The organism is Stenotrophomonas maltophilia group sp. Smal13, from assembly GCF_030236855.1.
GTDB lineage: Bacteria > Pseudomonadota > Gammaproteobacteria > Xanthomonadales > Xanthomonadaceae > Stenotrophomonas > Stenotrophomonas maltophilia_A.
This window is the reverse complement of the sequence record NZ_JASJSQ010000043.1, coordinates 21714-41679: the sequence shown is the minus strand read 5'-3', so window position 1 is coordinate 41679 and position 19966 is coordinate 21714. Positions and strand designations below refer to the sequence as shown.

Annotated in this window: 20 protein-coding genes; 12 read left to right on the top strand and 8 right to left on the bottom strand. The window is 66.4% G+C overall.

Annotated features, from left to right (window positions below):
- The first annotated feature begins 132 nt into the window (after positions 1 to 132).
- The 4 genes from QRO95_RS14950 to QRO95_RS14935 all read left to right on the top strand — a co-directional run bounded on the left by QRO95_RS14950 (position 133) and on the right by QRO95_RS14935 (position 3496).
- A complete protein-coding gene (locus QRO95_RS14950; RefSeq protein ID WP_285302901.1) occupies positions 133 to 981 on the top strand; it encodes a MurR/RpiR family transcriptional regulator in 849 nt (282 codons plus the stop codon).
- A 15-nt stretch (positions 982 to 996) separates the two neighbouring features.
- The gene (locus tag QRO95_RS14945) at positions 997 to 1758 is read left to right on the top strand and encodes a L,D-transpeptidase (RefSeq protein WP_164079971.1); all 762 of its coding nucleotides are present in this window, start codon (positions 997 to 999) and stop codon (positions 1756 to 1758) included.
- Positions 1755 to 3056: an APC family permease gene (locus QRO95_RS14940; protein ID WP_043400011.1), complete on the top strand. Its 1302-nt coding sequence runs from the start codon at positions 1755 to 1757 to the stop codon at positions 3054 to 3056. The genes QRO95_RS14945 and QRO95_RS14940 overlap by 4 nt, the downstream gene beginning before the upstream one ends.
- Positions 3057 to 3166: 110 nt before the next feature.
- Complete coding sequence (locus QRO95_RS14935) at positions 3167 to 3496, top strand: hypothetical protein (RefSeq protein WP_285302900.1); 330 nt, start codon at positions 3167 to 3169, stop codon at positions 3494 to 3496.
- 52 nt (positions 3497 to 3548) lie between these two features.
- Here the strand turns inward: QRO95_RS14935 and yiaA are convergent, their stop codons facing one another.
- Positions 3549 to 4001: an inner membrane protein YiaA gene (gene yiaA, locus QRO95_RS14930; protein WP_285302899.1), complete on the bottom strand. Its 453-nt coding sequence runs from the start codon at positions 3999 to 4001 to the stop codon at positions 3549 to 3551.
- Positions 4002 to 4171: 170 nt separating this feature from the next.
- Here yiaA and QRO95_RS14925 point away from each other — a divergent pair, with 170 nt between their 5' ends.
- Positions 4172 to 5338: a PQQ-dependent sugar dehydrogenase gene (locus QRO95_RS14925; RefSeq protein WP_285302898.1), complete on the top strand. Its 1167-nt coding sequence runs from the start codon at positions 4172 to 4174 to the stop codon at positions 5336 to 5338.
- Positions 5339 to 5408: 70 nt separating this feature from the next.
- On the opposite strand, the gene QRO95_RS14920 is transcribed toward QRO95_RS14925, so the two are convergent.
- The 4 genes from QRO95_RS14920 to folB all read right to left on the bottom strand — a co-directional run bounded on the left by QRO95_RS14920 (position 5409) and on the right by folB (position 10073).
- Positions 5409 to 5951 (bottom strand): hypothetical protein, encoded by a 543-nt coding sequence (locus QRO95_RS14920; protein WP_164079969.1) that lies wholly within the window; start codon positions 5949 to 5951, stop codon positions 5409 to 5411.
- Positions 5952 to 6082: 131 nt separating this feature from the next.
- Positions 6083 to 8257, bottom strand: a complete 2175-nt coding sequence (locus tag QRO95_RS14915; RefSeq protein ID WP_285302897.1) for a glycoside hydrolase family 3 N-terminal domain-containing protein — start codon at positions 8255 to 8257, stop codon at positions 6083 to 6085.
- Positions 8258 to 8385: 128 nt separating this feature from the next.
- Positions 8386 to 9657, bottom strand: coding sequence for a mechanosensitive ion channel family protein (locus tag QRO95_RS14910; RefSeq protein ID WP_049449407.1), 1272 nt, complete (start codon positions 9655 to 9657; stop codon positions 8386 to 8388).
- Between the two features lie 62 nt (positions 9658 to 9719).
- Positions 9720 to 10073, bottom strand: a complete 354-nt coding sequence (gene folB, locus QRO95_RS14905) for a dihydroneopterin aldolase (RefSeq protein WP_025878255.1) — start codon at positions 10071 to 10073, stop codon at positions 9720 to 9722.
- Positions 10074 to 10439: 366 nt separating this feature from the next.
- Between folB and QRO95_RS14900 the strand changes: the two genes are divergently transcribed.
- Positions 10440 to 11093: a hypothetical protein gene (locus tag QRO95_RS14900; RefSeq protein WP_285302896.1), complete on the top strand. Its 654-nt coding sequence runs from the start codon at positions 10440 to 10442 to the stop codon at positions 11091 to 11093.
- Positions 11094 to 11168: 75 nt separating this feature from the next.
- On the opposite strand, the gene tsaD is transcribed toward QRO95_RS14900, so the two are convergent.
- Positions 11169 to 12194 carry a tRNA (adenosine(37)-N6)-threonylcarbamoyltransferase complex transferase subunit TsaD gene (tsaD, locus tag QRO95_RS14895; RefSeq protein ID WP_088479116.1) on the bottom strand — a complete coding sequence of 342 codons (1026 nt, stop codon included), beginning with the start codon at positions 12192 to 12194 and terminating at the stop codon, positions 11169 to 11171.
- 166 nt (positions 12195 to 12360) lie between these two features.
- Between tsaD and rpsU the strand changes: the two genes are divergently transcribed.
- From rpsU to QRO95_RS14865, 6 genes are all read left to right on the top strand, one after another.
- Positions 12361 to 12576 carry a 30S ribosomal protein S21 gene (rpsU, locus tag QRO95_RS14890; RefSeq protein WP_002808376.1) on the top strand — a complete coding sequence of 72 codons (216 nt, stop codon included), beginning with the start codon at positions 12361 to 12363 and terminating at the stop codon, positions 12574 to 12576.
- Positions 12577 to 12709: 133 nt separating this feature from the next.
- Complete coding sequence (locus QRO95_RS14885; protein WP_004153909.1) at positions 12710 to 13153, top strand: GatB/YqeY domain-containing protein; 444 nt, start codon at positions 12710 to 12712, stop codon at positions 13151 to 13153.
- A gap of 103 nt (positions 13154 to 13256) precedes the next feature.
- Complete coding sequence (locus QRO95_RS14880; RefSeq protein ID WP_285302895.1) at positions 13257 to 14201, top strand: YihY/virulence factor BrkB family protein; 945 nt, start codon at positions 13257 to 13259, stop codon at positions 14199 to 14201.
- 59 nt (positions 14202 to 14260) lie between these two features.
- Positions 14261 to 16000, top strand: a complete 1740-nt coding sequence (gene dnaG, locus QRO95_RS14875; protein WP_285302894.1) for a DNA primase — start codon at positions 14261 to 14263, stop codon at positions 15998 to 16000.
- Positions 16001 to 16027: 27 nt separating this feature from the next.
- Positions 16028 to 16528, top strand: a complete 501-nt coding sequence (locus tag QRO95_RS14870) for a protein tyrosine phosphatase family protein (RefSeq protein WP_285302893.1) — start codon at positions 16028 to 16030, stop codon at positions 16526 to 16528.
- Positions 16529 to 16556: 28 nt separating this feature from the next.
- Positions 16557 to 17528 (top strand): bile acid:sodium symporter family protein, encoded by a 972-nt coding sequence (locus QRO95_RS14865; RefSeq protein WP_285302892.1) that lies wholly within the window; start codon positions 16557 to 16559, stop codon positions 17526 to 17528.
- Positions 17529 to 17645: 117 nt separating this feature from the next.
- On the opposite strand, the gene QRO95_RS14860 is transcribed toward QRO95_RS14865, so the two are convergent.
- Entirely contained in the window at positions 17646 to 18389 is a 744-nt protein-coding gene (locus QRO95_RS14860; RefSeq protein WP_285302891.1) for a hypothetical protein, read from the bottom strand.
- Between the two features lie 681 nt (positions 18390 to 19070).
- Entirely contained in the window at positions 19071 to 19877 is an 807-nt protein-coding gene (locus QRO95_RS14855; protein ID WP_285302890.1) for a calcium-binding protein, read from the bottom strand.
- Positions 19878 to 19966: the final 89 nt, after the last annotated feature.

Here is a 19966-nt window from a genome sequence, read left to right as displayed (position 1 = left end):
AACGAGCACGCGCGGCCAAGCCTCCATGGACGGATTCACGGCGTCCCCTGCAAGCCCCACCCGCCCGACTCACCCCATGACACGCTCTCAGCGACCAACCGCAACGCCTTTGCAGACACCCGGACTCCCCGCATGCCGCCCCTGCTGAAGATCCGCTCCGAGCGCGGGCAGATGTCGGCCATCGAGCGTCGCATCGCCGACTTCATCCTCGACAACGCCCACCTGCTGCGCGACTACTCGTCCCAGCAGCTGGCCCGCGCGCTCGGCATCAGCCAGTCCAGCGTGGTGAAGTTCAGCCAGAAGCTCGGCTTCAAGGGCTACCCGGACCTGAAGTATTCGATCGGCCAGGACGTGGCCCGCGCGGGTGCCGACCCGCAACAGGCGCCCAGCGAACCCGACAGCGGCGATGACTACCTGCGGTTGGGCGACGCCCTGCGCCGCAGCAAGGCACAAGCCGAAGAGGAAACCCGCCAGGCCAATCCACGCGAGGAAATCGAGCGCATCGTGCAGCTGATCGACGGCGCGCCGAAGCTGTTCGTGTACGGCCTGGGTGATGACGGCCTGTACGCGCGTGAGTTCGCCATGCGGCTGTCCCTGCTCGGGCTGCTGGTGGTGCCGCATACCGACCCGATCCTGATGCTGGCCAACCTGTCGGCGGCACGCCCGGGTGACGTGCTGTTGATGTTCTCCGAGTTCGGCAACCTGCCCCAGCTTTCGCAGTTGTCGCGCCAGTTCCAGGACATGGGTGGCAAGGTGATTTCCATCACCCGCCACACCGCCAACCCGCTGCGCGCGCATGCTGATGCAACACTGGTGGTGTGTGCGCACGACCGCACGCCGCAGGTCGCGCAGCTGCTGTACCGTAGCGCCATGCACGCGCTGCTCGATTTCCTGTTCGTGCTGCTCTGCCACGCCAATCCGGATCGCCAGCAGCAACTGGCGGTGAACCTGGAGCGGATCGACCACCTGCTGGATTCCTGACCGGAGCGCACGTTGATGAAATCGCTGGTCCGCCTTGCCACCATTGCCGTGCTGCTTTCTGCAGCGATGTCCGCCCACGCCGCGCCGCTGGATGGCGCGCGCCAGCTGATCGTGGTCACCAGCGAAAGCTGGGACAGCACCGAGGGGCAACTGCAGGCCTATGTGCGCGATGGCAACGGCTGGCATGCGCATGGGCAGGCGTTCCCGGTGGCGCTCGGCCGTACCGGCAGCGCCTGGGGGCTGGGCCTGCATCCGGTACAGGCCGACGGCCCGCAGAAACAGGAAGGCGATGGCCGCAGCCCGGCCGGCGTGTTCGCGCTCGGCAGCGCCTTCGGCTATGCCATCACCCGCCCCGGCACCGCGATGGCCTACCAGCCCATGCTTGAAAGCAGCTACTGCATGGATGTGCCCGGTTCACCGTTCTACAACCGCATCGTCGATGCGAGGAAGGTCGGCAGCGCCGCGGTCAAGGGCTCCACCGAGCCGATGCGGCTGGACCTTCACAACCAGGGCGACGTGCGCTACCAGGAAGGCTTCGTGATTGCCCACAACCCGGACAACCAGCCCGGCAAGGGCAGCTGCATCTTCGCCCATCTGTGGCGCGCGCCCGGTGAGGCCACGGCTGGCTGCACCGCCATGCCGCAGCCACGCATGCAGGCGCTGCTGGACTGGTTGCGCCCGCAGGATACGCCGCGCTTCGTGCTGCTGCCGCGCGCCGAGTACACGCGCCTGCAGGCCCAGTGGCAGCTGCCCGCACTGAGCGGAGACGCCCGTTGAGCGCGCAGGACGAACCGCAGCTGCAGCGCGCGGTCAGCCGCTGGCAGATCGTCGGCCTGTCGATCAACGATGTGATCGGCAGCGGCATCTACCTGCTGCCGGCCGCCACCGTCGCCCTGCTCGGCCCCTTCAGCCTGTGGGGCGTGGTCGCCGCCGGCATCGTCGTTGCCCTGCTGGTGCTGTGCTACGCGCAGGCCGCCAGCTACTTCGATGAACCCGGTGGCAGCTACCTGTATGCCCGTGAGGCGTTCGGGCGATTCGCCGGGTTCGAGATCGGCTGGATGATCTGGTTGACCCGCATCAGCTCGGCGGCCGCATTGAGCAATGCACTGGCCGATGCGGTCGCGCGCTTCTGGCCGTGGGCCGGCGCCGGCATGGGCCGCATCGCGGTGATCGTGGTGTCGCTGGGCTTCCTCACCGGCGTCAACATCATCGGCGTGCGCTCGGCCGCGCGCACCGGCGTGGTGCTGGTGATCGGCAAGATGCTGCCGCTGCTGCTGTTCGTGGCCATCGGTGCGTTCTACATCGATCCGCAGCTGGCCTTCTCCGGCCAGCGCCCTGACCCGCATGACCTGCAGCGCATGGGCGAAGCCGCCTTGCTGCTGCTGTACGCCTACGCCGGCTTCGAGAACATCCCGGCAGCTGCGGGCGAGTACCGCAATCCGCGCCGCGATATTCCGTTCGCGCTGATCACCATGATCATCACCGTCACCGTCATCTATGGAGCGGTGCAGGTGGTGGCGCAGGGCACGCTGGCCGGGCTGTCCAGTTCGGCCACGCCGCTGGCCGACGCCGCCGCAGGCTTCGGTGGTGAGGCACTCGCGCTGATCCTGACCGTGGGCGCGACCATTTCCATCCTCGGCACCAACAGCAACACGATGATGATGGGCCCGCGCTTCCTGTTCGCGCTGGCGCGCGATGGCTACGGGCCGAAGATCCTGGCGCAGGTGCATCCGCGCTTCCATACGCCGGCCGCATCGATCCTGTGCCAGGGCCTGATCGCACTCGGCCTGGCGCTGTCCGGTTCGTTCGTGCAGCTGGCGCTGCTGTCGATGACCACGCGCCTGTTCGCCTACATCGGTACTGCCGCTGCAGTACTGGTGCTGGCCAAGCGCTATGCCGATCGCCCTGGTGCGTTGAAGCTGCCGGGCGGCCCACTGATTCCGGTATTGGCGCTGCTGCTATGTGTTGCCCTGTTCGCCAGTGCGAGCTGGCAGAACATTGCCGCTGCACTGGTCGCGTTTGCCATCGGCGCGGTGATCTACAAGCTGCCGCGCAAGGATGCCGACGCCGGGTGAGCGGAGCGCCGGGCCATGCCCGGCGGATTGATCTGGCGATCACGCTGCCGGACCGGGCCGTTAACCGCCTCGCAGGCACGATCAGGTTTCGTCCACAACGGAGCCCTTCCATGACCGAGTACCAGATTCCCGGCCGCGTACCGGACGACAGCACACCGCGCGATGCGGTCAGTAACTACTGGCGCGAACGCTACACGGCCGAGCCGTACTACGACGACCAGCTGTTCTTTGAGGACTACGAGCCGGCCTACCGCATCGGCCACGCCGCACGTGCGCGGGACATGATCCGCGCCTACGAGGAAGTGGAAGGCGAACTGGAATCACGCTGGGCCTGTGAACGCGGCCGCAGCCGCCTGGACTGGGCGCAGGCACGCAGTGCCGTTCGCCGTGGCTGGGAGGAAGCGCAGCAGGTGGAACCGCGCCTGGCACGCGGCCCCTGACGGACCCGATATGCGGCAACGCCGGGCATGGCCCGGCGCTACCGTTGCTGCATCATTCCTGTTCCGGCAGCGGCGGCACGATCGTGCTGCGCTTGCTCTCGCCGCCACCGGCGGCGATCAGGTCGCGGGTGTTCTTCTGCACCGCCACCGCACCGAACAGCGACAGCGCGAAGGCCATGCCGTAGAAGCCCTTCTCGCTCAGCACCAGGGTGGCGTTCCACAGGCCAACCAGCAGCAACAACAGCGCAGACAGCAATGCGAACCAGCACAGCGCGTAGTACAGGCCACTCACCGGAATGCCCTCGACACGGTCGCGCACGCTCTTCTGCAGCGACACCGCTGCGAACAGGCCAAACAGGAGCAGGGTGAGGTAGTAGCCCTTCTCGTTCAGCGGCATCTCCGCATTGAACAGGCCTATCAGGTAGGCCACCGCGCCGAGCAGCAGGGCCACCCAGGAGGCGGCAATGAAGGCCGGCGAGGGTCGATGGATGATCGGTGCGTTCATTGCGGTTCCTTGCAGTCAGGCGGGCATGCTTTGCCCGGGCGAACCCACCCTAGACGATCCCGCCGCCGCCGCACAGGGGGAAACAGGACCTTCGGGCCAGGACCGTCACCGCCCCGGTGGTATACAAGGGAGAGCCTGGCCATCCGCATCCCCTTCCGCTGGAGATACCCATGACCCGCACGCCCCTGCTGCTCGTCCTCGGCCTGTTGCCGATCCTCGCCACCACGGCCTGCAGTGCCGCCGGCCCCGATGCCAGTGGGCAGAAAGCTGCCGCTGCCAGCACAGACGCTGCCGACCAGCGACCGTTCACCGCATCCGAAATCAGTCGTTTCGACCAGCCGTGGGCAATGACCTTCCTGCCCGATGGCAGCCTGCTGGTCACCGAAAAGCGCGGCAAGCTGCAGCATCTGGACCTGGCCAGCGGCCAGAAACACGAGATCACCGGCGTTCCGAAGGTCGCCTACGGTGGCCAGGGTGGTTTCGGTGACGTGATCCTGCACCCGCAGTTCGCAAGCAACCACGTGATCTATCTCAGCTATGCCGAGGAAGGCACGCTGGACACCCGTGGCGCTGCCGTCGCACGCGCCACGCTGGCGCTGGATGCCAAGGGTGGCGGTGAGCTGAAGGACCTGAAGGTGATCTGGCGGCAGAGCCCCAAGGTCAGTGGTGAGGGCCACTACGGCCACCGCCTCGTCTTCGGCCCGGACGGCAAGCTGTGGATCAGCTCCAGCGAGCGCCAGAAGTTCGATCCGGCCCAGGACATGGGCGGCAATCTCGGCAAGATCATCCGCCTCAACGACGACGGCAGCCTGCCCGCCGACAACCCGTTCGCCTCGCAGGGCGGCGTGGCCGCGCAGGTGTGGTCGCTGGGCCACCGCAACATCCTCGGCATGGCCTTCGACGCCAACGGCAAGCTGTGGGCGCACGAGATGGGCCCAGCCGGCGGCGACGAACTGAACCTGATCGTGCGCGGCGCCAACTACGGCTACCCGATCGTCTCCAACGGCAACCACTACGACGGCCGCCCGATTCCCGACCACGATACCCGGCCGGAATTCGCCGCCCCGAAGGTGACCTGGACGCCGGTGATCTCGCCGGCCGGCTTCGTGATCTACAGCGGCACCCTGTTCCCGCAGTGGAAGGGCAGCGGCTTCATCGGTGGCCTGTCCTCCACCTCGCTGGTGCGCGTGGCCTTCGATGGTGACAGCGCGCGCGAAGCCGAACGCTTCAACATGGGCGAGCGCATCCGCGAAGTGGAACAGGGCCCGGATGGCGCGCTGTGGCTGCTGGAAGACGGCAACAAGGCGCGCCTGCTGAAGCTCACCCCGAAAACCTGACAGGATGGTAGTGCCGGCCGCTGGCCGGCACGTTTTCCCGCAACGGCCCCGCACGCGGGGCCGTCTGCGTTCATTGAATGGTGATGACCTTCACCTCGGTCTTCGTGCAGGCCTGGTCCAGGCACTGCCCGTTCAACCATACCTGGCCATCGCCGATCATCACACCCTGCTGATTGACGAAGACCTTGCCGAAGTCCTGTTCGGACACCGCCTTGACCACCGCCGGGGTGATGATCTTCTCGTAGTTGCGCTGGAACTCACCGGGGCCGGTGATCTTCCTTCCGTTAGCGATATTCAGCGGGAAGCGCACCTCTTCCACCACCGCAGCGCGATCACCACCGACCACCGCGGTCTTGAACGCGTTGAACACCTTCTCGTACTGCGCGGCGTCGCCGAGCAGCGTCTCAATGCGTGCACGCGCGTCTTCCGCGGGCGCATCCGTCGGTGCGGCGCCGGCCGGCTCGGCAGCAGCCTTCGCCGGTTCAGCCGCAGGCGTCGCCGCAACACTGGCCTCCATCGGCGGCGGTGCGTCCACCGCAGGCTCGGCCGGCGGTGCCGGCTGCGAACAGGCCGCCAGCAACAGGGCGGGAATCAACACAGCGATCGTGCGCATGCGCGGGCATCCATCGGTTCAAGAACACCGATGGTAGCGCCGCCCCAGTGAGGACAACAAAAAAGGGGACGGAGGGGATTAAGTCGTTAGTGGCACAAACGACTTAATCCCCTCCGTCCCCTTTTTCTCGATCAGGCCTTCAGCAGCTCGAACTGCACGGCTTCGCCTGCTGCCGACGAGGCGCAGACCCACAGGTCGAACTGGCCCGGCTCGGCACGCAGCACGCCGTCGCGGCCGGTGAACGCCAGCTGCTCGCGGGTCAGGGTGAACACCACTTCGGTCGACTCGCCCGGCTGCAGTGCCACCTTGCGGAAGTCCTTCAGTTCGCGCACCGGACGTACGCGGCTGGCCACGCGGTCGTGGATGTACAGCTGCACCACTTCCTCGCCGGCCACGTCGCCGCTGTTGGTCAGCGTGGTGGTGATGGTCAGGGTGTCGTCCCAGCCGAGCTGGCCCGCACTCAACTGCGGCACGCCATAGGCGAAGGTGGTGTAGCCGATGCCATGCCCGAACGGATACAGCGGCTCGTTCGGAATCTCGCGCCAGCGGGCCTTGAACTCCGACATGGTCGGCAGTTCCGGGCGGCCGGTGCGCGGGTGATTGTAGAAGTACGGCTGCTGGCCGGACACCTGCGGGAAGCTGACCGGCAGGCGGCCGGACGGGCTGTAGTCACCGAACAGCACATCGGCCACGGCATGGCCGGTCTGGGTGCCCAGGTACCAGGTCACCGCCACGGCCTGTGCATTGCGCACCGCGCCCTGCAGCGCCAGCGCGCGGCCATTGCGCAGCAGCACCACCAGCGGCTTGCCGGTCATCGCTACCGCCTCGGCCAGCGCCTGCTGTGCCGGCGGCAGGGTGATCTCCACGCGCGACTGGGCTTCACCGCTGTAACGCTGCGGTTCGCCCAGCGCCAGCACCACCACGTCGGCGCGCAGCGCGGCGGCAACGGCCGCTTCGGTACCGCCCGGAATCGCGGCTTCCAGATCGCAGCCCGGCACGATTTCCAGCAGCGCTTCATCGCCGATGGCGGCGCGCACGCCGGTTTCCAGATCCACGTAGCGCTGCTTGTCGCCGAACAGCGTCCAGCAGCCTTCGATGTTCTCGCGGTCCTGCACGAACGGACCGATCAGCGCGATCTTCTGCCCGGTCTTCTGCAGCGGCAGCACGCTGTCACGGTTGTTCAGCAGCACGATCGAACGACGCGCCGCATCGCGCGACAGCGCGTCATGTGCGGCAATGTGCGAGGTATCGGCTTCGCGCGCCGGATCCAGCGAACGGTACGGGTCGTCGAACAGGCCGATGGTTTCCTTCAGCCACAGGATACGGCGCACGCCTTCATCCAGCACCGCCATCGGCACCTCGCCGCTCTCGACCAGGCCCGGCAGGTGCTCGGCGTAGAAGCCGCTCTGCATGCTCAGGTCGAGGCCGGCGGTGAACGCCTTGGCGGTGGCATCGCGGTCGTCGGCGGCATAACCGTGCGCGACCAGTTCCATGTCGGCGGTGTAATCGGAGATCACCACGCCCGGGAACTTCCACTCACCGCGCAGGATGTCGGTCAGCAGTTCGGCGTTGGCGCTGGCCGGCACGCCGTTGATGTCGTTGAACGAGGACATCACGGTGATCGCGCCGGCGTCGAACGCAGCCTTGAACGGCGGCAGGTGCACGTCGCGCAGGGTCTGCGGCGAGATGTCCACCATGTTGTATTCCATGCCCGCCATCACCGCGCCATAGGCGGCGAAGTGCTTCGGCGTGGCCAGCAGCGAATCGGCAGCGCGCAGGTCGCTGCCCTGGAAGCCGCGCACGCGGGCGGCGGCGAACGCACACCCCAGCACCACGTCCTCACCGGCACCTTCGGCGCCACGGCCCCAGCGCTGGTCGCGGGCGATGTCCACGGCCGGCGCATAGGTCCAGTGCAGGCCAGCAGCGGTGGCTTCGATGGCGGTGGCGCGTGCGGTGCGCTCGGCCAGCTCCGGCTCGAAACTGGCGGCCTCGCCCAGCGGGATCGGGAACACGGTACGCATTCCGTGGATGACGTCGGCGGCCAGGATCACCGGAATGCCCAGGCGGCTCTCTTCGGTGGCGACCTGCTGGATGCGGCGGCCCAGCTCGGCGCCCACACCATTGAACAGCGAGCCGACCTTGCCCTCGCGCACCTGCTGCAGCACCTGGTCGGCATTGCGCACGTTGGCTTCCGGGTTCACGTCCGGGGCGAACGGGCGGACCATGTCCGCGAAGACACCCAGCTGGCCGACCTTTTCCTCGACGGTCATCTGGGCAATGAGGGATTCGATGCGATCGGAGGCCACCGGCAGTCCTTGATGAAAACGTTTACAAGCCCGGCATTCTAGCGATCCCGGGCGATTTGGCGAGAGGTTTCTTCATTCAGTTTCAGCCACCAGCGGGGTCCGTATGGCCCCGCCGGGGGCACCGCAGCTTACTCCGAGCCGGCCAACTGGCGCTGCCCGGCCATCAACATGGCGTCGCTGGAGGCCTGGAACACGCGCAGGCCGAACGCCGGCAGGATCGCCAGCAGGTGGTCGAAGATGTCCGACTGCACCGCCTCGTATTCACCCCAGGCGGTGCTGCGGGTGAAGCAGTACAGCTCCAGCGGCAGGCCCTCGGTGGTCGGCTGCAGCTGCCGCACCAGCAGGGTCATGTCGGTATGGATGCCCGGGTGACTGCGCAGGTAGCGCTCCACGTACGCACGGAAGGTGCCCAGGTTGGTCACCCGGCGGCTGTTGACCTCGGCCACGCCCTGCTCGCGCAGGCGCCCGTTCCACTGGCCCAGCTCCTGCTCCTTGGCCTGCAGGTAGTCGCGCAGCAGCGCGAATTCGCCGAGGAAGGCCAGATCACCCTCGTCCAGGAAACCGACGCTGTGCTGGTCCAGGTACAGCGCGCGCTTGATGCGGCGGCCACCGGCCTCCTGCATGCCACGCCAGTTCTTGAACGACTCGGTCACCAGCTTCTTGGTCGGGATGGTGGTGATGGTCTTGTCGAAGTTCTGCACGGTGATGGTGTGCAGCGCGATGTCGATCACATCGCCGTCGGCGTTCTGGCTGGGCATTTCGATCCAGTCGCCGATGCGCACACGGCCATCGCCACTGATCTGCACACTGGCCACCAACGACAGGATGGTGTCCTGGAAAATCAGCATCAGCACCGCCGTGGCCGCCCCCAGGCCGGTCACCAACGGCCCCAGTTTCACCCCCAGCAGCGTGGCGATGATGGACAGGCCGGCGGCCACGAACACCACGATCTTGACCACCTGCAGGTAGCCCTTGATCGGCTTGTTGCGCGCATCGGGCTTGCGCTCGTACAGGCTGTTGGCCGCGTCCAGCGCATGTGAGAACGCCATCGACACCGTCAGTACGGCCCATACGATGCACAGCTTGATGATGACGTTGACCAAGCCGGGTGGCAGGTCGGGAATGAGGGTGATGCCCGAGGCGATCACCTGGCTGGGCACCACGTTGGACAGGCGCGAGATGACCCGCATCAAATGGCTGCCACGCCCGGACTCGGCACCCGGCAGGCGCTGCAGCAGGCGCCGCAGGCCACGCACCAGGATGCGCTTGGTCACCCAGTTGGCCAAGCCCGCAGCGATCAGCAGCGCCGAGATCATCAACGCCAGGTAGGCGCCGGGATAGGGTTCCAGTGTGTTCTGCAGCTTTTCCAGCCACTGTACCGCCACCACCGCGTCCACCATCAGTTGTCTCCTTGCGTTGTCGTTGTTGTTGGGGGTGCCGGCCAGCGGCCGGCACTACCGGATCAGTCCCGCGAGCGCTCGATGATCACGCCCACCGCGCGCGCGCCGCGCACCGCGCCCGGCTTGCTCAGTTTCAGGCGCAGCCACTTCACGTCGAATTCGTCCAGCACGATCTGTGCGCAGCGCTCGGCCAGGGTTTCCACCAGGCCGAATTCCGACTCGCGCACGAACTGCTCCAGGCGCTTGCTCACCGCCTTGTAGTTCAGGGTATGGGCGATGTCGTCGGAGGCCGCGGGACGACGGTTGTCGAAGCCCATCTCCAGGTCGAACACCAGGTCCTGGCGGATCCGTCGTTCCCAATCGTAGATACCGATCAGGGCGTCGATCGTCAGCCCCTCGATGAAAACCTTGTCCATTGCGCTTAACCAGCCCGAATACAGGGGGCCATGGTAACGGCACGGCGGTGAGCCTGCCCGGAACGGGCGGTGGGTGGCCGGCAGGAACGCGGCTCCAGAAAAGACAAAGGGCCCTGCTAGCGGGGCCCTTCGGTACCTCTCAACGTCCCCAGGGGAAGCTGGAATTCAGCCGCGAGTCCCGGAGCACACGCCGCAAGGTTAGGAGTGCCCCCCTGACCAGTCAATTGGCAAATGCGTCACGGCAGACGACCGGGTGAAAAACCGAGCCGATCCACGAAAGAACACTGACGATCATGATGCCGTTTTCTGATGTTCCTGCATCGTTCCCAGGGTCAAGGTGAAACCACGTTCCCTGGGAGTGAGTTGATGAAGGAAAGCAGGATCCTGCAGGCAGCTCTATCCAGGCAGAGATGGTCGACCTACGAGCGCATCGCTTCTCGTTGCGTAGCCGATCCAGCCACGCTCTATGCCTGGAACATGCAGATGTGTGCTGCTCTCCTGCCACCGTTGCACATCTGTGAAGTCGTGATCCGCAATGCAGCAGCTACGGCGCTGGTGCATCGCTATGGTCGATGCTGGCCCTGGCATCCAGCGCTGCTGCGCAGCCTTCCTGCCCAAGGCGCCCTTGCCTCGCTATGCGATGTCCGCGGCAGCGCCGGAGCTCCACGGGATGTACCGGAGGTCATCGCCAAACTGCGATTCGGCTTCTGGCAGCAATTGTTCGCTCGACGGTTCGAGCATTCGATCTGGGCCGGGACCATGGGCCTGGCGCTGCCACACGCACCCTCGGTGCCGCTGTCCGTCCTGCGTCGGTCCATCCATGCCGACCTCGACCGCATCCGCCTCCTGCGCAATCGGATCGCCCACCACGAACCCATCCTGGAACGCGACATCGGTGCCGACCTGGCGGCGATCGGACGGCTGATCCACGCCCGCTGCCCGCATACGCTGGGCTGGCTGCAGCGCCATGAGCGGGCGACAACGGTGTTGGCGGCGTCGCCGTTGGCAGGGCGTCCGTAATGTGTAGCCGGGCGTAGCCCGGCGCTACGGAGGCCTGCCTGTAGAGTCGATCGAGCGGTTCGCGCGGCCGGGGGCTCAGACCGCCGGCAGGGTCGCCATGTCCCAGCGGGGGGTGACGTCCACCTTCGGCGGGCTGTGCTGGCCGGCCTGCAGCCGCAGCGCGCCGGCGAAGGCGATCATCGCGCCGTTGTCGGTGCACAACGCCGGCCGCGGGAAGCAGGCACGGCCGCCAAGGCGCTCGGCCATCTGCTGCAGGCGTGCGCGCAGGCGCTTGTTGGCGCCGACGCCGCCAGCCACCACGATCACGTTGGTGCCGGCCGCTTCCAGCGCGCGCTCGCATTTGATCGACAGAGTCTCGACCACGGCGTCTTCGAAGCCCCGAGCGATGTCGGCGCGGGTCTGTTCGCTCTGGTCACTGTCGCGCCAGGCCATCAGGACCTGGGTCTTCAGGCCGGAGAAGCTGAAATCCAACCCCGGGCGGTCGGTCATCGGCCGCGCGAAGCGGTAGACACCCGGCGTGCCCTGCTCGGCCAGCCTGGCCAACTGCGGGCCGCCCGGATAGGGCAGGCCCATCATCTTGGCGGTCTTGTCGAAGGCCTCGCCGGCGGCATCGTCCAGGGTTTCGCCCAACAGGCGGTACTGGCCGATCGCGTCCACCGCCACCAGCTGGGTATGGCCACCGGACACCAGCAGCGCCACGAACGGCGCTTCCGGCGGGTCGTCCTCCATCAGCGGGGCCAGCAGGTGGCCTTCCATATGGTGTACGCCCACCGCCGGCACCTCCAACGCCCAGGCCAGCGACCGCGCCACGCCCGCGCCGACCAGCAGCGCGCCGACCAGGCCGGGACCCGCCGTGTAAGCCACGCCGTCGATGTCGTCTACGCCCAGACCGGCGTCGGCCAGGGTCTGGCGTACCAGTGGCAGCAACTTGCGGACGTGGTCGCGGCTGGCCAGTTCGGGCACCACACCACCGTATTCGGCGTGCAGGGCGATCTGGCTGTAGACCGCATGGGCGCGCAGGGCCGCGCTGCCGGCCAGGTCGGTGTCATACACCGCCACGCCGGTCTCATCACAGGAAGATTCGATGCCAAGGACTCGCATGCCTGCTATTATGACGCCCCTGCCGCCCCCTCGGGGGACGTGCAGGTCTCACTGCTTTCGAACCTCTGGCCCGTATTCAGGGTTGGCCGCTTGCAGTTTGTCTATTCGCCGCTATAATGTGCGGCTCGCCGGGCGTGACCCGGTTCTACTGTGTCCCGGAGATTCCATGCCCAGCGTCAAAGTCCGCGAGAACGAGCCCTTCGAGTTTGCTCTTCGCCGCTTCAAGCGCACTTGCGAAAAGGCCGGTGTGCTGGCCGAAACCCGCAAGCGCGAGTTCTACGAAAAGCCGACCCAGGAGCGCAAGCGCAAGGCCGCCGCTGCTGTGAAGCGTCAGCTGCGCCGCTCGTCGCGCGACGTTACCAAGCGTCAGCGCCTGTACTGATCGGACGCATCTTCATTGCGATGGGCTTGCCTGTCGCGATGGAGCCGAAGCCGGCACGCGCGAGCGTCGCCGGCTTTTTGCGTTTCCGGGTTCGGGCATCCGCCCCGCCCCACCTACCACCACGAGGTTCCTCATGAGCATGAAGCAGCAGCTCACCGAAGACATGAAGGCCGCCATGAAGGCGGGCGAGAAGCACAAGCTGGGCGTGATCCGCCTGATCAACGCCGCCATCAAGCAGCGCGAAGTGGACGAGCGCATCGAGCTGGATGACACCGCCGTGATCGCCGTGCTCGACAAGATGGTCAAGCAGCGCAAGGACTCGGTCAGCCAGTTCGAAGCCGCCAACCGCGAGGACCTGGCCGAGATCGAGCGCGCCGAGATCGTGGTCATCGAAGCCTACCTGCCGGCCAAGATGGGCGAAGCCGAGATCGTCGCCGCGATCCAGGCCGCCATCGCCGAGACCGGCGCTTCCGGTCCGGCCGACATGGGCAAGCTGATGGGCGCATTGAAGCCCAAGCTCGCTGGCCAGGCCGACATGGGTCTGGTCTCCAAGCTGGTCAAGCAGCAGCTGGCGTAAGCCATTGCCGGGGTCGGATCCCTTTCGCATCGCGGAAGGGCTCTGACCCCATTGATGCACCCGCTTCACCGCACCTTCGACCCCCGGCTGCTACAACATCCCCATGGTCGAGCAATCGCACTCCCCCGCCGACACGCGTCCCCACGGCATTCCCGCACGGCTTCGCCACTACGCTGACCGCCTGCAGGACAGCTTCCCGATGGCCGTCGCCAAGCGCTTCGTCGAAATCGACGTGCTGACCCAGGCCGCCTCGGTCTCCTTCTACGCCCTGCTGTCGATGGCACCGCTGCTGGTGCTGCTGCTGTGGCTGACCGCCTCGCTGTACCCACCAGCACAACAGACGTTGATCAGCCAGATCGGTTCGGTGGCCGGCAGCAGCGTGGCCAGCGTCGCCGACACCGTGCTGCACAACGCCAACAGCCAGCCCAGCGTCGGTTCATTGGCCGGGCTGTGGAGCACGCTGCTGCTGTTCATCGGCGCCACCGCCGTGTTCGCCCAGCTGCAGAACGCGCTGAACCGGATCTTCCACACCAGCGGCCAGCGTCTGGAAGGGGTCAAGGCCTGGCTGCGCAAGCGCGTGTTCTCTTTCGGCGTGGTGCTGGCGCTGGGCTTCCTGCTGATCCTGTCGATGACCGCCACCACCGCACTGCAGGTGGTGTTCGCGCAGCTGCCCTCGGTGCTGCCGGCGATCGGCTACCTGACCTCGCTGCTGCTGTACACGCTGGCCTTCGCCTTCCTCTACCACTACCTGCCGGACCGCCGCGTGGCCTGGCGCCAGGCCTTCATCGGCGGTGCCATCACCTCGGTGCTGTTCACCCTCGGCCGCTATGGCATCGGCGTCTACATCGCCACGGTGGCCCCGGGTAGCGCCTACGGTTCGATGGGCGCGCTGGTGATCTCGCTGGTCTGGATCTACTACGCCACCGCCGTGTTCTTCGTCGGTGCGTTGATGACCGCGGTGATCGACGAACGGCAGCATGCACGGGCGCAACTGGCCAGGGCCGGGGCCGATGCGGAACAGGCCAGCCCCGGCACCGCCAGCGAGTAAACTAGGGGAACCTGCCGCCCCTGCTGCGCGCCCTGCGGCCGCGCCCCGTTCTGTTGCCCATGGCCCGTATCCCCGACGCTTTCATCGACGATCTGCTCGCCCGCTCCGACATCGTCGAGGTGGTGGGCAGCCGCGTGCCGTTGAAGCGACAGGGCAAGGAATACGCAGCGCGTTGCCCGTTCCATGACGAGCGCTCGGCGTCGTTCACGGTCTCGCCCACCAAGCAGTTCTATCACTGCTTCGGCTGTGGCGCGCACGGCACCGCGATCAGCTTCCTGATGAACTACGACCGCCTCGAATTCCTCGACGCGGTGGATGAACTGGCCAAGCGCGCAGGCATGGAAGTGCCGCGCAGCGAGAATCCGCGCAGCCCCCAGCAGCAGGACGACAGCCGCGAGCTGTACTCGGCGCTTGAGGCGGCCACGAAGTTTTTCCAGAGCAACCTGCAGGGCAGCGACAAGGCCCGCAGCTACCTGGATGGCCGCGGCGTGGATGAAGAGAACCGCGCGCGCTTCCAGATCGGCTACGCGCCGGATGGCTACAGCGGCCTGCGCGATGCGCTGGGCAAGGACGAGCGGCGGATGAAGCTGCTCGACCGCGCCGGCCTGTTCTCCAAGAACGATCGCGGTCACGTCTACGACAAGTTCCGCGACCGGGTGATGTTCCCGATCTTCGACCGCCGCGGCCGGGTGATCGCCTTCGGTGGCCGCGTGTTCGAAAAGGACGACGGCCCCAAGTACCTCAACTCGCCGGAAACCGCGCTGTTCCACAAGGGCCGCGAACTGTACGGACTGTGGCAGGTGCGCCAGGCCAACCAGAAGATCGAGCGGCTGATCGTGGTCGAGGGCTACATGGACGTGGTCTCGCTGTTCCAGTTCGGGGTCACCCAGGCGGTGGCAACGCTGGGTACCGCAACCACGCCGGAACATGCCGAGCTGCTGTTCCGCAACGCACCGGATGTGTTCTTCTGCTTCGATGGCGACGCCGCCGGCCGCCGCGCCGGCTGGAAGGCGCTGGAGTCGGTGCTGCCGCGCATGAAGGATGGCCGCCAGGCCTTCTTCCTGTTCCTGCCCGATGGCGAAGACCCGGACACCATCGTGCGCAAGGAAGGCGCCGAGGCCTTCAACGAACGCCTGAAACAGGCCACGCCGCTGTCGCAGTTCTTCTTCGACGAGCTCACCCGCGAAATCAACCTGGGCACGCTCGATGGCAAGGCGCGCCTGGCCGAGCGCGCAAAGCCGATGCTGGCGCAGATTCCCGACGGCGCCTTCGGCGACCTGATGAAGCAGCAGCTGGCGCAGCTGACCGGCCTTGGCGGCAATGCCCAGGCAGCGCGCGCACCGATGCCGCAACGCCAGCCGCAGCGGACGATCCAACCCGTGGCCAAGCGCAGCCTGGTACGCGGCGCGATCGCCGTACTGCTGCAGCAGCCGTCGCTGGCGCTGACGCTGGGCGGCAAGCACCACTTCCAGGGCCTGCGCCTGCCGGGCGTAGAGCTGCTGCTGGAGCTGCTGGACCTGGTCGAGCAACGTCCGGACATCAGCACCGGCGCACTGCTGGAGCACTTCGACGGGCGTGAGGAGCAGGCGTCACTGCACACGCTGGCCGCGCAGACGATGCCCGGCGACGACGCGATGTGGACCCAGGAACTGCACGATGCCGTGGCCCAGCTGGAGAAACAGCTGCTGGTGCAACGTCTGGAGGAGTTGTTGGCAAAGCAGCGCCAACAGGGTCTGGACGATACTGACAAATACGAACTGCGCGAGCTGCTGAAAGCGCGGGCCGGACTGCGCCTGTAGCGGCAGAACGTTTTCACGGAGAGGACCATGCTGCTGCGCCTGACCTGCCTGCTGTTGTTGTCGCTCTGCCTGCCGCTGACGGCCCTGGCCGAAGACGCGCCCCTGAACGAAGTCCGCCCCGGCCTGTATGCCGGCGGCCAACCCAGCGCCACACAGCTGCAGGCCCTGGCCGCGCAGGGCGTGCGCACCGTGATCGACCTGCGCCAGCCCGACGAAGACCGCGGCTTCGATGAAACCCGGGTGGCCGAATCACTGGGTCTGCGCTACGTACGCATTCCGGTGGCCGGCGCCGACGGCCTGGATGCAGCCAACATCCGTGCCGTGCACCAGGCCCTGCAGCAGAGCCAGGGGCCGGTGCTGCTGCACTGCGCCTCCGGCAACCGCGCCGGTGCCGTGCTCGGCCTGGTCAATGCACGCTACGAACACGCCAGCCCCGAACAGGCCCTTCAGCTGGGCCAGCGTGCTGGCCTGAAGTCGCTGGAAGCCGCCACCCGCCAGCGCCTGGCCACGCCGGTCACCTCGCCCTGAACCCTCCGCACCAAGGACTCTGCCCACCATGACCCGCTGGTGGTCGCGCCTGCGACCGGACAACTTCACTCTCGCCCTGCTGTGCACCGTCGGCCTGGCCTCGCTGCTGCCGATGAAGGGCGCCGCCGCCATCGTCCTCGATGATGTCACCACCGTCGCCATCGCCGCGCTGTTCTTCCTGCATGGCGCGCGCCTGCCGCGCGAGTCGATCATCGGCGGCATGCTGCACTGGCGGCTGCACCTGACCATCCTGGCCTGCACCTTCATCCTGTTCCCGCTGCTGGGGCTGATGTTCAAGCCACTGTCGGGCTGGCTGCTGACCCCGGAGCTGTACCTGGGCGTGCTGTTCCTGTGCACCCTGCCCTCCACCGTGCAGTCGTCCATCGCGTTCACCTCGATGGCGCATGGCAACGTGCCCGCAGCGGTGTGCAGCGCTTCGTTGTCGAGCATCCTCGGCGTATTCCTGACCCCGCTGCTGCTGACCGCGCTGGCCGGCACCTCCGGCGGCATCCACGATCCGCTGCATGCGATCGGCGGCATCATGCTGCAGCTGCTGGTGCCGTTCGTGGCCGGCCATCTGCTGCGGCCCTGGATTGCCGGCTGGGTGGAGAAGCAGCGCGCGCTGCTGCGCTACACCGACCAGGCCACCATCCTGCTGGTGGTGTACTCCGCGTTCGGCGAAGCGGTGACCGAGGGCCTGTGGAGCAAGACACCGCTGCTGTCGCTGTTCGCGGTAGCAGTGGTCGCCGCCGTGCTGCTCGGCATCGCCATGCCGCTGATCACCTTCCTCGCCCGCCGCCTGCACTTCAACCGCGAGGACGAGATCGCCATCGTGTTCTGTGGCTCGAAGAAGAGCCTGGCCACCGGTGTGCCGATCGCCAAGGTGTTGTTTGCGGGTGGCAGCCTCGGCGCCATCGTGTTGCCGGTGATGATCTACCACCAGATCCAGCTGATCGTCTGCGGTGTGATCGCGCAGCGGTATGCGAAGCGCGTGCCCTGATTGGGCGCGCGGGTTTTTGTAGAGAGCCCATCCACGCGCGGCGTGGATCTACCAAACCGCGGATGGCGTGAACCCGCAGTAGATCCACGCCATGCGTGGATGACGCATACGCCGCCGCTAATCCACGATGGCCGCGGCGATGTCGTGCAGCACTCGGGCGTTGCGCTCCACGTCGCTGCCCGGCTCGCCCGTGACGGTCAGACTGTAGGTCTTGCTGTCTCCCGTCCAGGCAAGCTCAACCCGAGTACGGCCGACACTATCCACAACCTTCCCGAGGTGAGCGGGCTTGCCGTCCACCACGGTGTTCTGCGCCTCCGCGATGACCTCGATCTGCATGCCCGCAGCGAGTAAGTTGTTCTCGCTGAACTCCACGATGCCGACACCCTCCAGCCGGTAGAAACGGCTCAAGCCCGAGGACTTTCCACCCTCCAACGCACCACTGGGCTCCATGCCAATCATCTCGGCTGCACCCAGCAGGCTGCTTTCCAGCCTGCTGGGTGGCTGCGGCAGGCGCTGGCGTAGTTCTGGAGTTGAGCGGTGAGTCCGCGGCACGGCAGCCAGCATTTCGGCCTGCGTTGGGATGCTCCCTGCTGCAACCCGCACGACACCGTTGGATCGTTCGATGTCATCGCGAAGCTGCCGCTTCACTTCTCGGGGGGCATCAAGGTCTGCCAGTTTCACCATCTGGTAGCTGCCCACGCTGGCGGACGATCTTCCCATTGCCGAGGCCTCCTGCGTTGCAGCCTGCATGGCGCGTTGGTGTAGCCAGCTCCCTACCGCATCGGGAGCAGGTTCATTCTGGGATGCTTGAGCTGACATCGACATGGCCAGCGAGAATGCGATAAAGCAAAGAATCTTCATGATGCTCACCACTCCGAAAGCTGGCAATCGACCGCACTCGTGGATTGCGTAAATACGCGTCCGCCCAGCACCCATGTGTGATATCCGTGAACAACCATTCGTTCTGGATCACTGCCATCGCCTGCGTAAAATCGCCAGGTGTACAGTCCATTGTTAGGCGCACCGAAAGCATGCTTCGGCTCAATGTTCCCGAGGGGAACGTGCCTGGTTACGGCCGCCCCCTGAAAATTGCGAAACTGGGGCCGTTCATAGGTCACGGATTCGTTGATGAATCCAATGCAGTTGGCCCGACTCAGTGCTTTTACTTCTGCTGCCGCATTGCCAGCCAGGCAGGCAGGTAAGCGCGGCACACAGAACGATGGGCAGAGAAACATGACATCTCATGGATTGCTCCACAGAATTGCGAGTCATCCCGCAATACCTGTGTATCTACTGTTGATGATCCGGTCTGGTGGAACAGTCGGTATCTGTGACGCCTTGCGTGCAGGAAGCTGACAGCGCGGCAAAACCCTACAGCGCGACGGCTTGGTCGGTGGGCGCAGTTGCAGCCCTCCCGGGCGAAACCCGACACTGGCTGCGCCGGGTTCCGTGAGAGCCCATCCACGCATGGCGTGGCTCTACTCCCACCGATGGCGTGAACCACCAGTAGATCCACGCCATGCGTGGATGGGTTGCCTGCCGTTACGGGCCCACCAGCGTGCCGACGCTCAACTCCGGCATCCACACCCACAGGTCGTACGGCCGTTTCGCATCGGCATCGACCCGCGGCGCCGTGGCCACCTGCTCTGGAAGTGACCGCGCCACGCAGCGGCCCGCGCATCCCCACGCCTGACCACGCTGCGCGCCCAACCGTACGCTGTAGATATCCAGGTCCCGCAGCTGCGACGCCATCGGGTACATCTGCATTTCCGGCGGCATACCTTGCGGGCGCTGCAGCATGGCGTGCACGTTGCCGGTCAGCACCAGCATGCGTGCGCCAGCCGGCAGTCGCCGGTACAGCCGCCGCAGCTCGGCCGCCATGCGGTCATCGCGTGCCTGGTTGCCGCCATCGCTGTTGTCGACGTCATAGCCGACCACATCGATGGCACGACCCTGTGCCTTCAGCGCACGCAGGTCTTCGATCATCGCCAGCATGTCGCGGCTGCGACGGCCGTCATGCTGGTCATCGCGCACGGTCCAGAACGCGCGGCCATGCAGGTGCTGGCGCGCCGCGGCCCCGCCATCGGATTCCAGATAGTCGTGCAGCGCAGGGTTCTCTGCACGCGGCAGTTCCAGGGCCAGCAGGACAGGGCCGTTACGGCTGTAGTCGTCCACCAGCTGGCGTACCAGCAGCGGTGTCTCGCGGGTACCGTGAAATTCACCCAGCACCAGCAGGCGATGCTCACCGGCGTGCTGGCGGATCTGCACGGCGGTGTCGTCGGCATGCGCACTAAGGGCCATGCCCAGCGTCAGCAGCAGCGCCGCAGTCCAGCGGAAGATCGAATGCATCCCTGCGCCTTCCTTCCCTTGAGGTCAGGAACAGCAATGGCGACACAGCAACCGCGGTTCAAGTAGATCCACGCCATGCGTGGATGCGC

Bases quoted from the DNA above. Each gene is read 5' to 3' on its own strand.
- rpsU (WP_002808376.1), top strand. From the start codon at position 12,361: ATGCCCAGCGTCAAAGTCCGCGAGAACGAGCCCTTCGAGTTTGCTCTT.
- QRO95_RS14950 (WP_285302901.1), top strand. From the start codon at position 133: ATGCCGCCCCTGCTGAAGATCCGCTCCGAGCGCGGGCAGATGTCGGCC.
- tsaD (WP_088479116.1), bottom strand. From the start codon at position 12,194: ATGCGAGTCCTTGGCATCGAATCTTCCTGTGATGAGACCGGCGTGGCG.
- QRO95_RS14925 (WP_285302898.1), top strand. From the start codon at position 4,172: ATGACCCGCACGCCCCTGCTGCTCGTCCTCGGCCTGTTGCCGATCCTC.
- yiaA (WP_285302899.1), bottom strand. From the start codon at position 4,001: ATGAACGCACCGATCATCCATCGACCCTCGCCGGCCTTCATTGCCGCC.
- QRO95_RS14920 (WP_164079969.1), bottom strand. From the start codon at position 5,951: ATGCGCACGATCGCTGTGTTGATTCCCGCCCTGTTGCTGGCGGCCTGT.
- folB (WP_025878255.1), bottom strand. From the start codon at position 10,073: ATGGACAAGGTTTTCATCGAGGGGCTGACGATCGACGCCCTGATCGGT.
- QRO95_RS14900 (WP_285302896.1), top strand. From the start codon at position 10,440: ATGAAGGAAAGCAGGATCCTGCAGGCAGCTCTATCCAGGCAGAGATGG.
- QRO95_RS14870 (WP_285302893.1), top strand. From the start codon at position 16,028: ATGCTGCTGCGCCTGACCTGCCTGCTGTTGTTGTCGCTCTGCCTGCCG.
- QRO95_RS14910 (WP_049449407.1), bottom strand. From the start codon at position 9,657: ATGGTGGACGCGGTGGTGGCGGTACAGTGGCTGGAAAAGCTGCAGAAC.
- QRO95_RS14860 (WP_285302891.1), bottom strand. From the start codon at position 18,389: ATGAAGATTCTTTGCTTTATCGCATTCTCGCTGGCCATGTCGATGTCA.
- QRO95_RS14935 (WP_285302900.1), top strand. From the start codon at position 3,167: ATGACCGAGTACCAGATTCCCGGCCGCGTACCGGACGACAGCACACCG.
- QRO95_RS14880 (WP_285302895.1), top strand. From the start codon at position 13,257: ATGGTCGAGCAATCGCACTCCCCCGCCGACACGCGTCCCCACGGCATT.
- dnaG (WP_285302894.1), top strand. From the start codon at position 14,261: ATGGCCCGTATCCCCGACGCTTTCATCGACGATCTGCTCGCCCGCTCC.
- QRO95_RS14885 (WP_004153909.1), top strand. From the start codon at position 12,710: ATGAGCATGAAGCAGCAGCTCACCGAAGACATGAAGGCCGCCATGAAG.
- QRO95_RS14945 (WP_164079971.1), top strand. From the start codon at position 997: ATGAAATCGCTGGTCCGCCTTGCCACCATTGCCGTGCTGCTTTCTGCA.
- QRO95_RS14855 (WP_285302890.1), bottom strand. From the start codon at position 19,877: ATGCATTCGATCTTCCGCTGGACTGCGGCGCTGCTGCTGACGCTGGGC.
- QRO95_RS14865 (WP_285302892.1), top strand. From the start codon at position 16,557: ATGACCCGCTGGTGGTCGCGCCTGCGACCGGACAACTTCACTCTCGCC.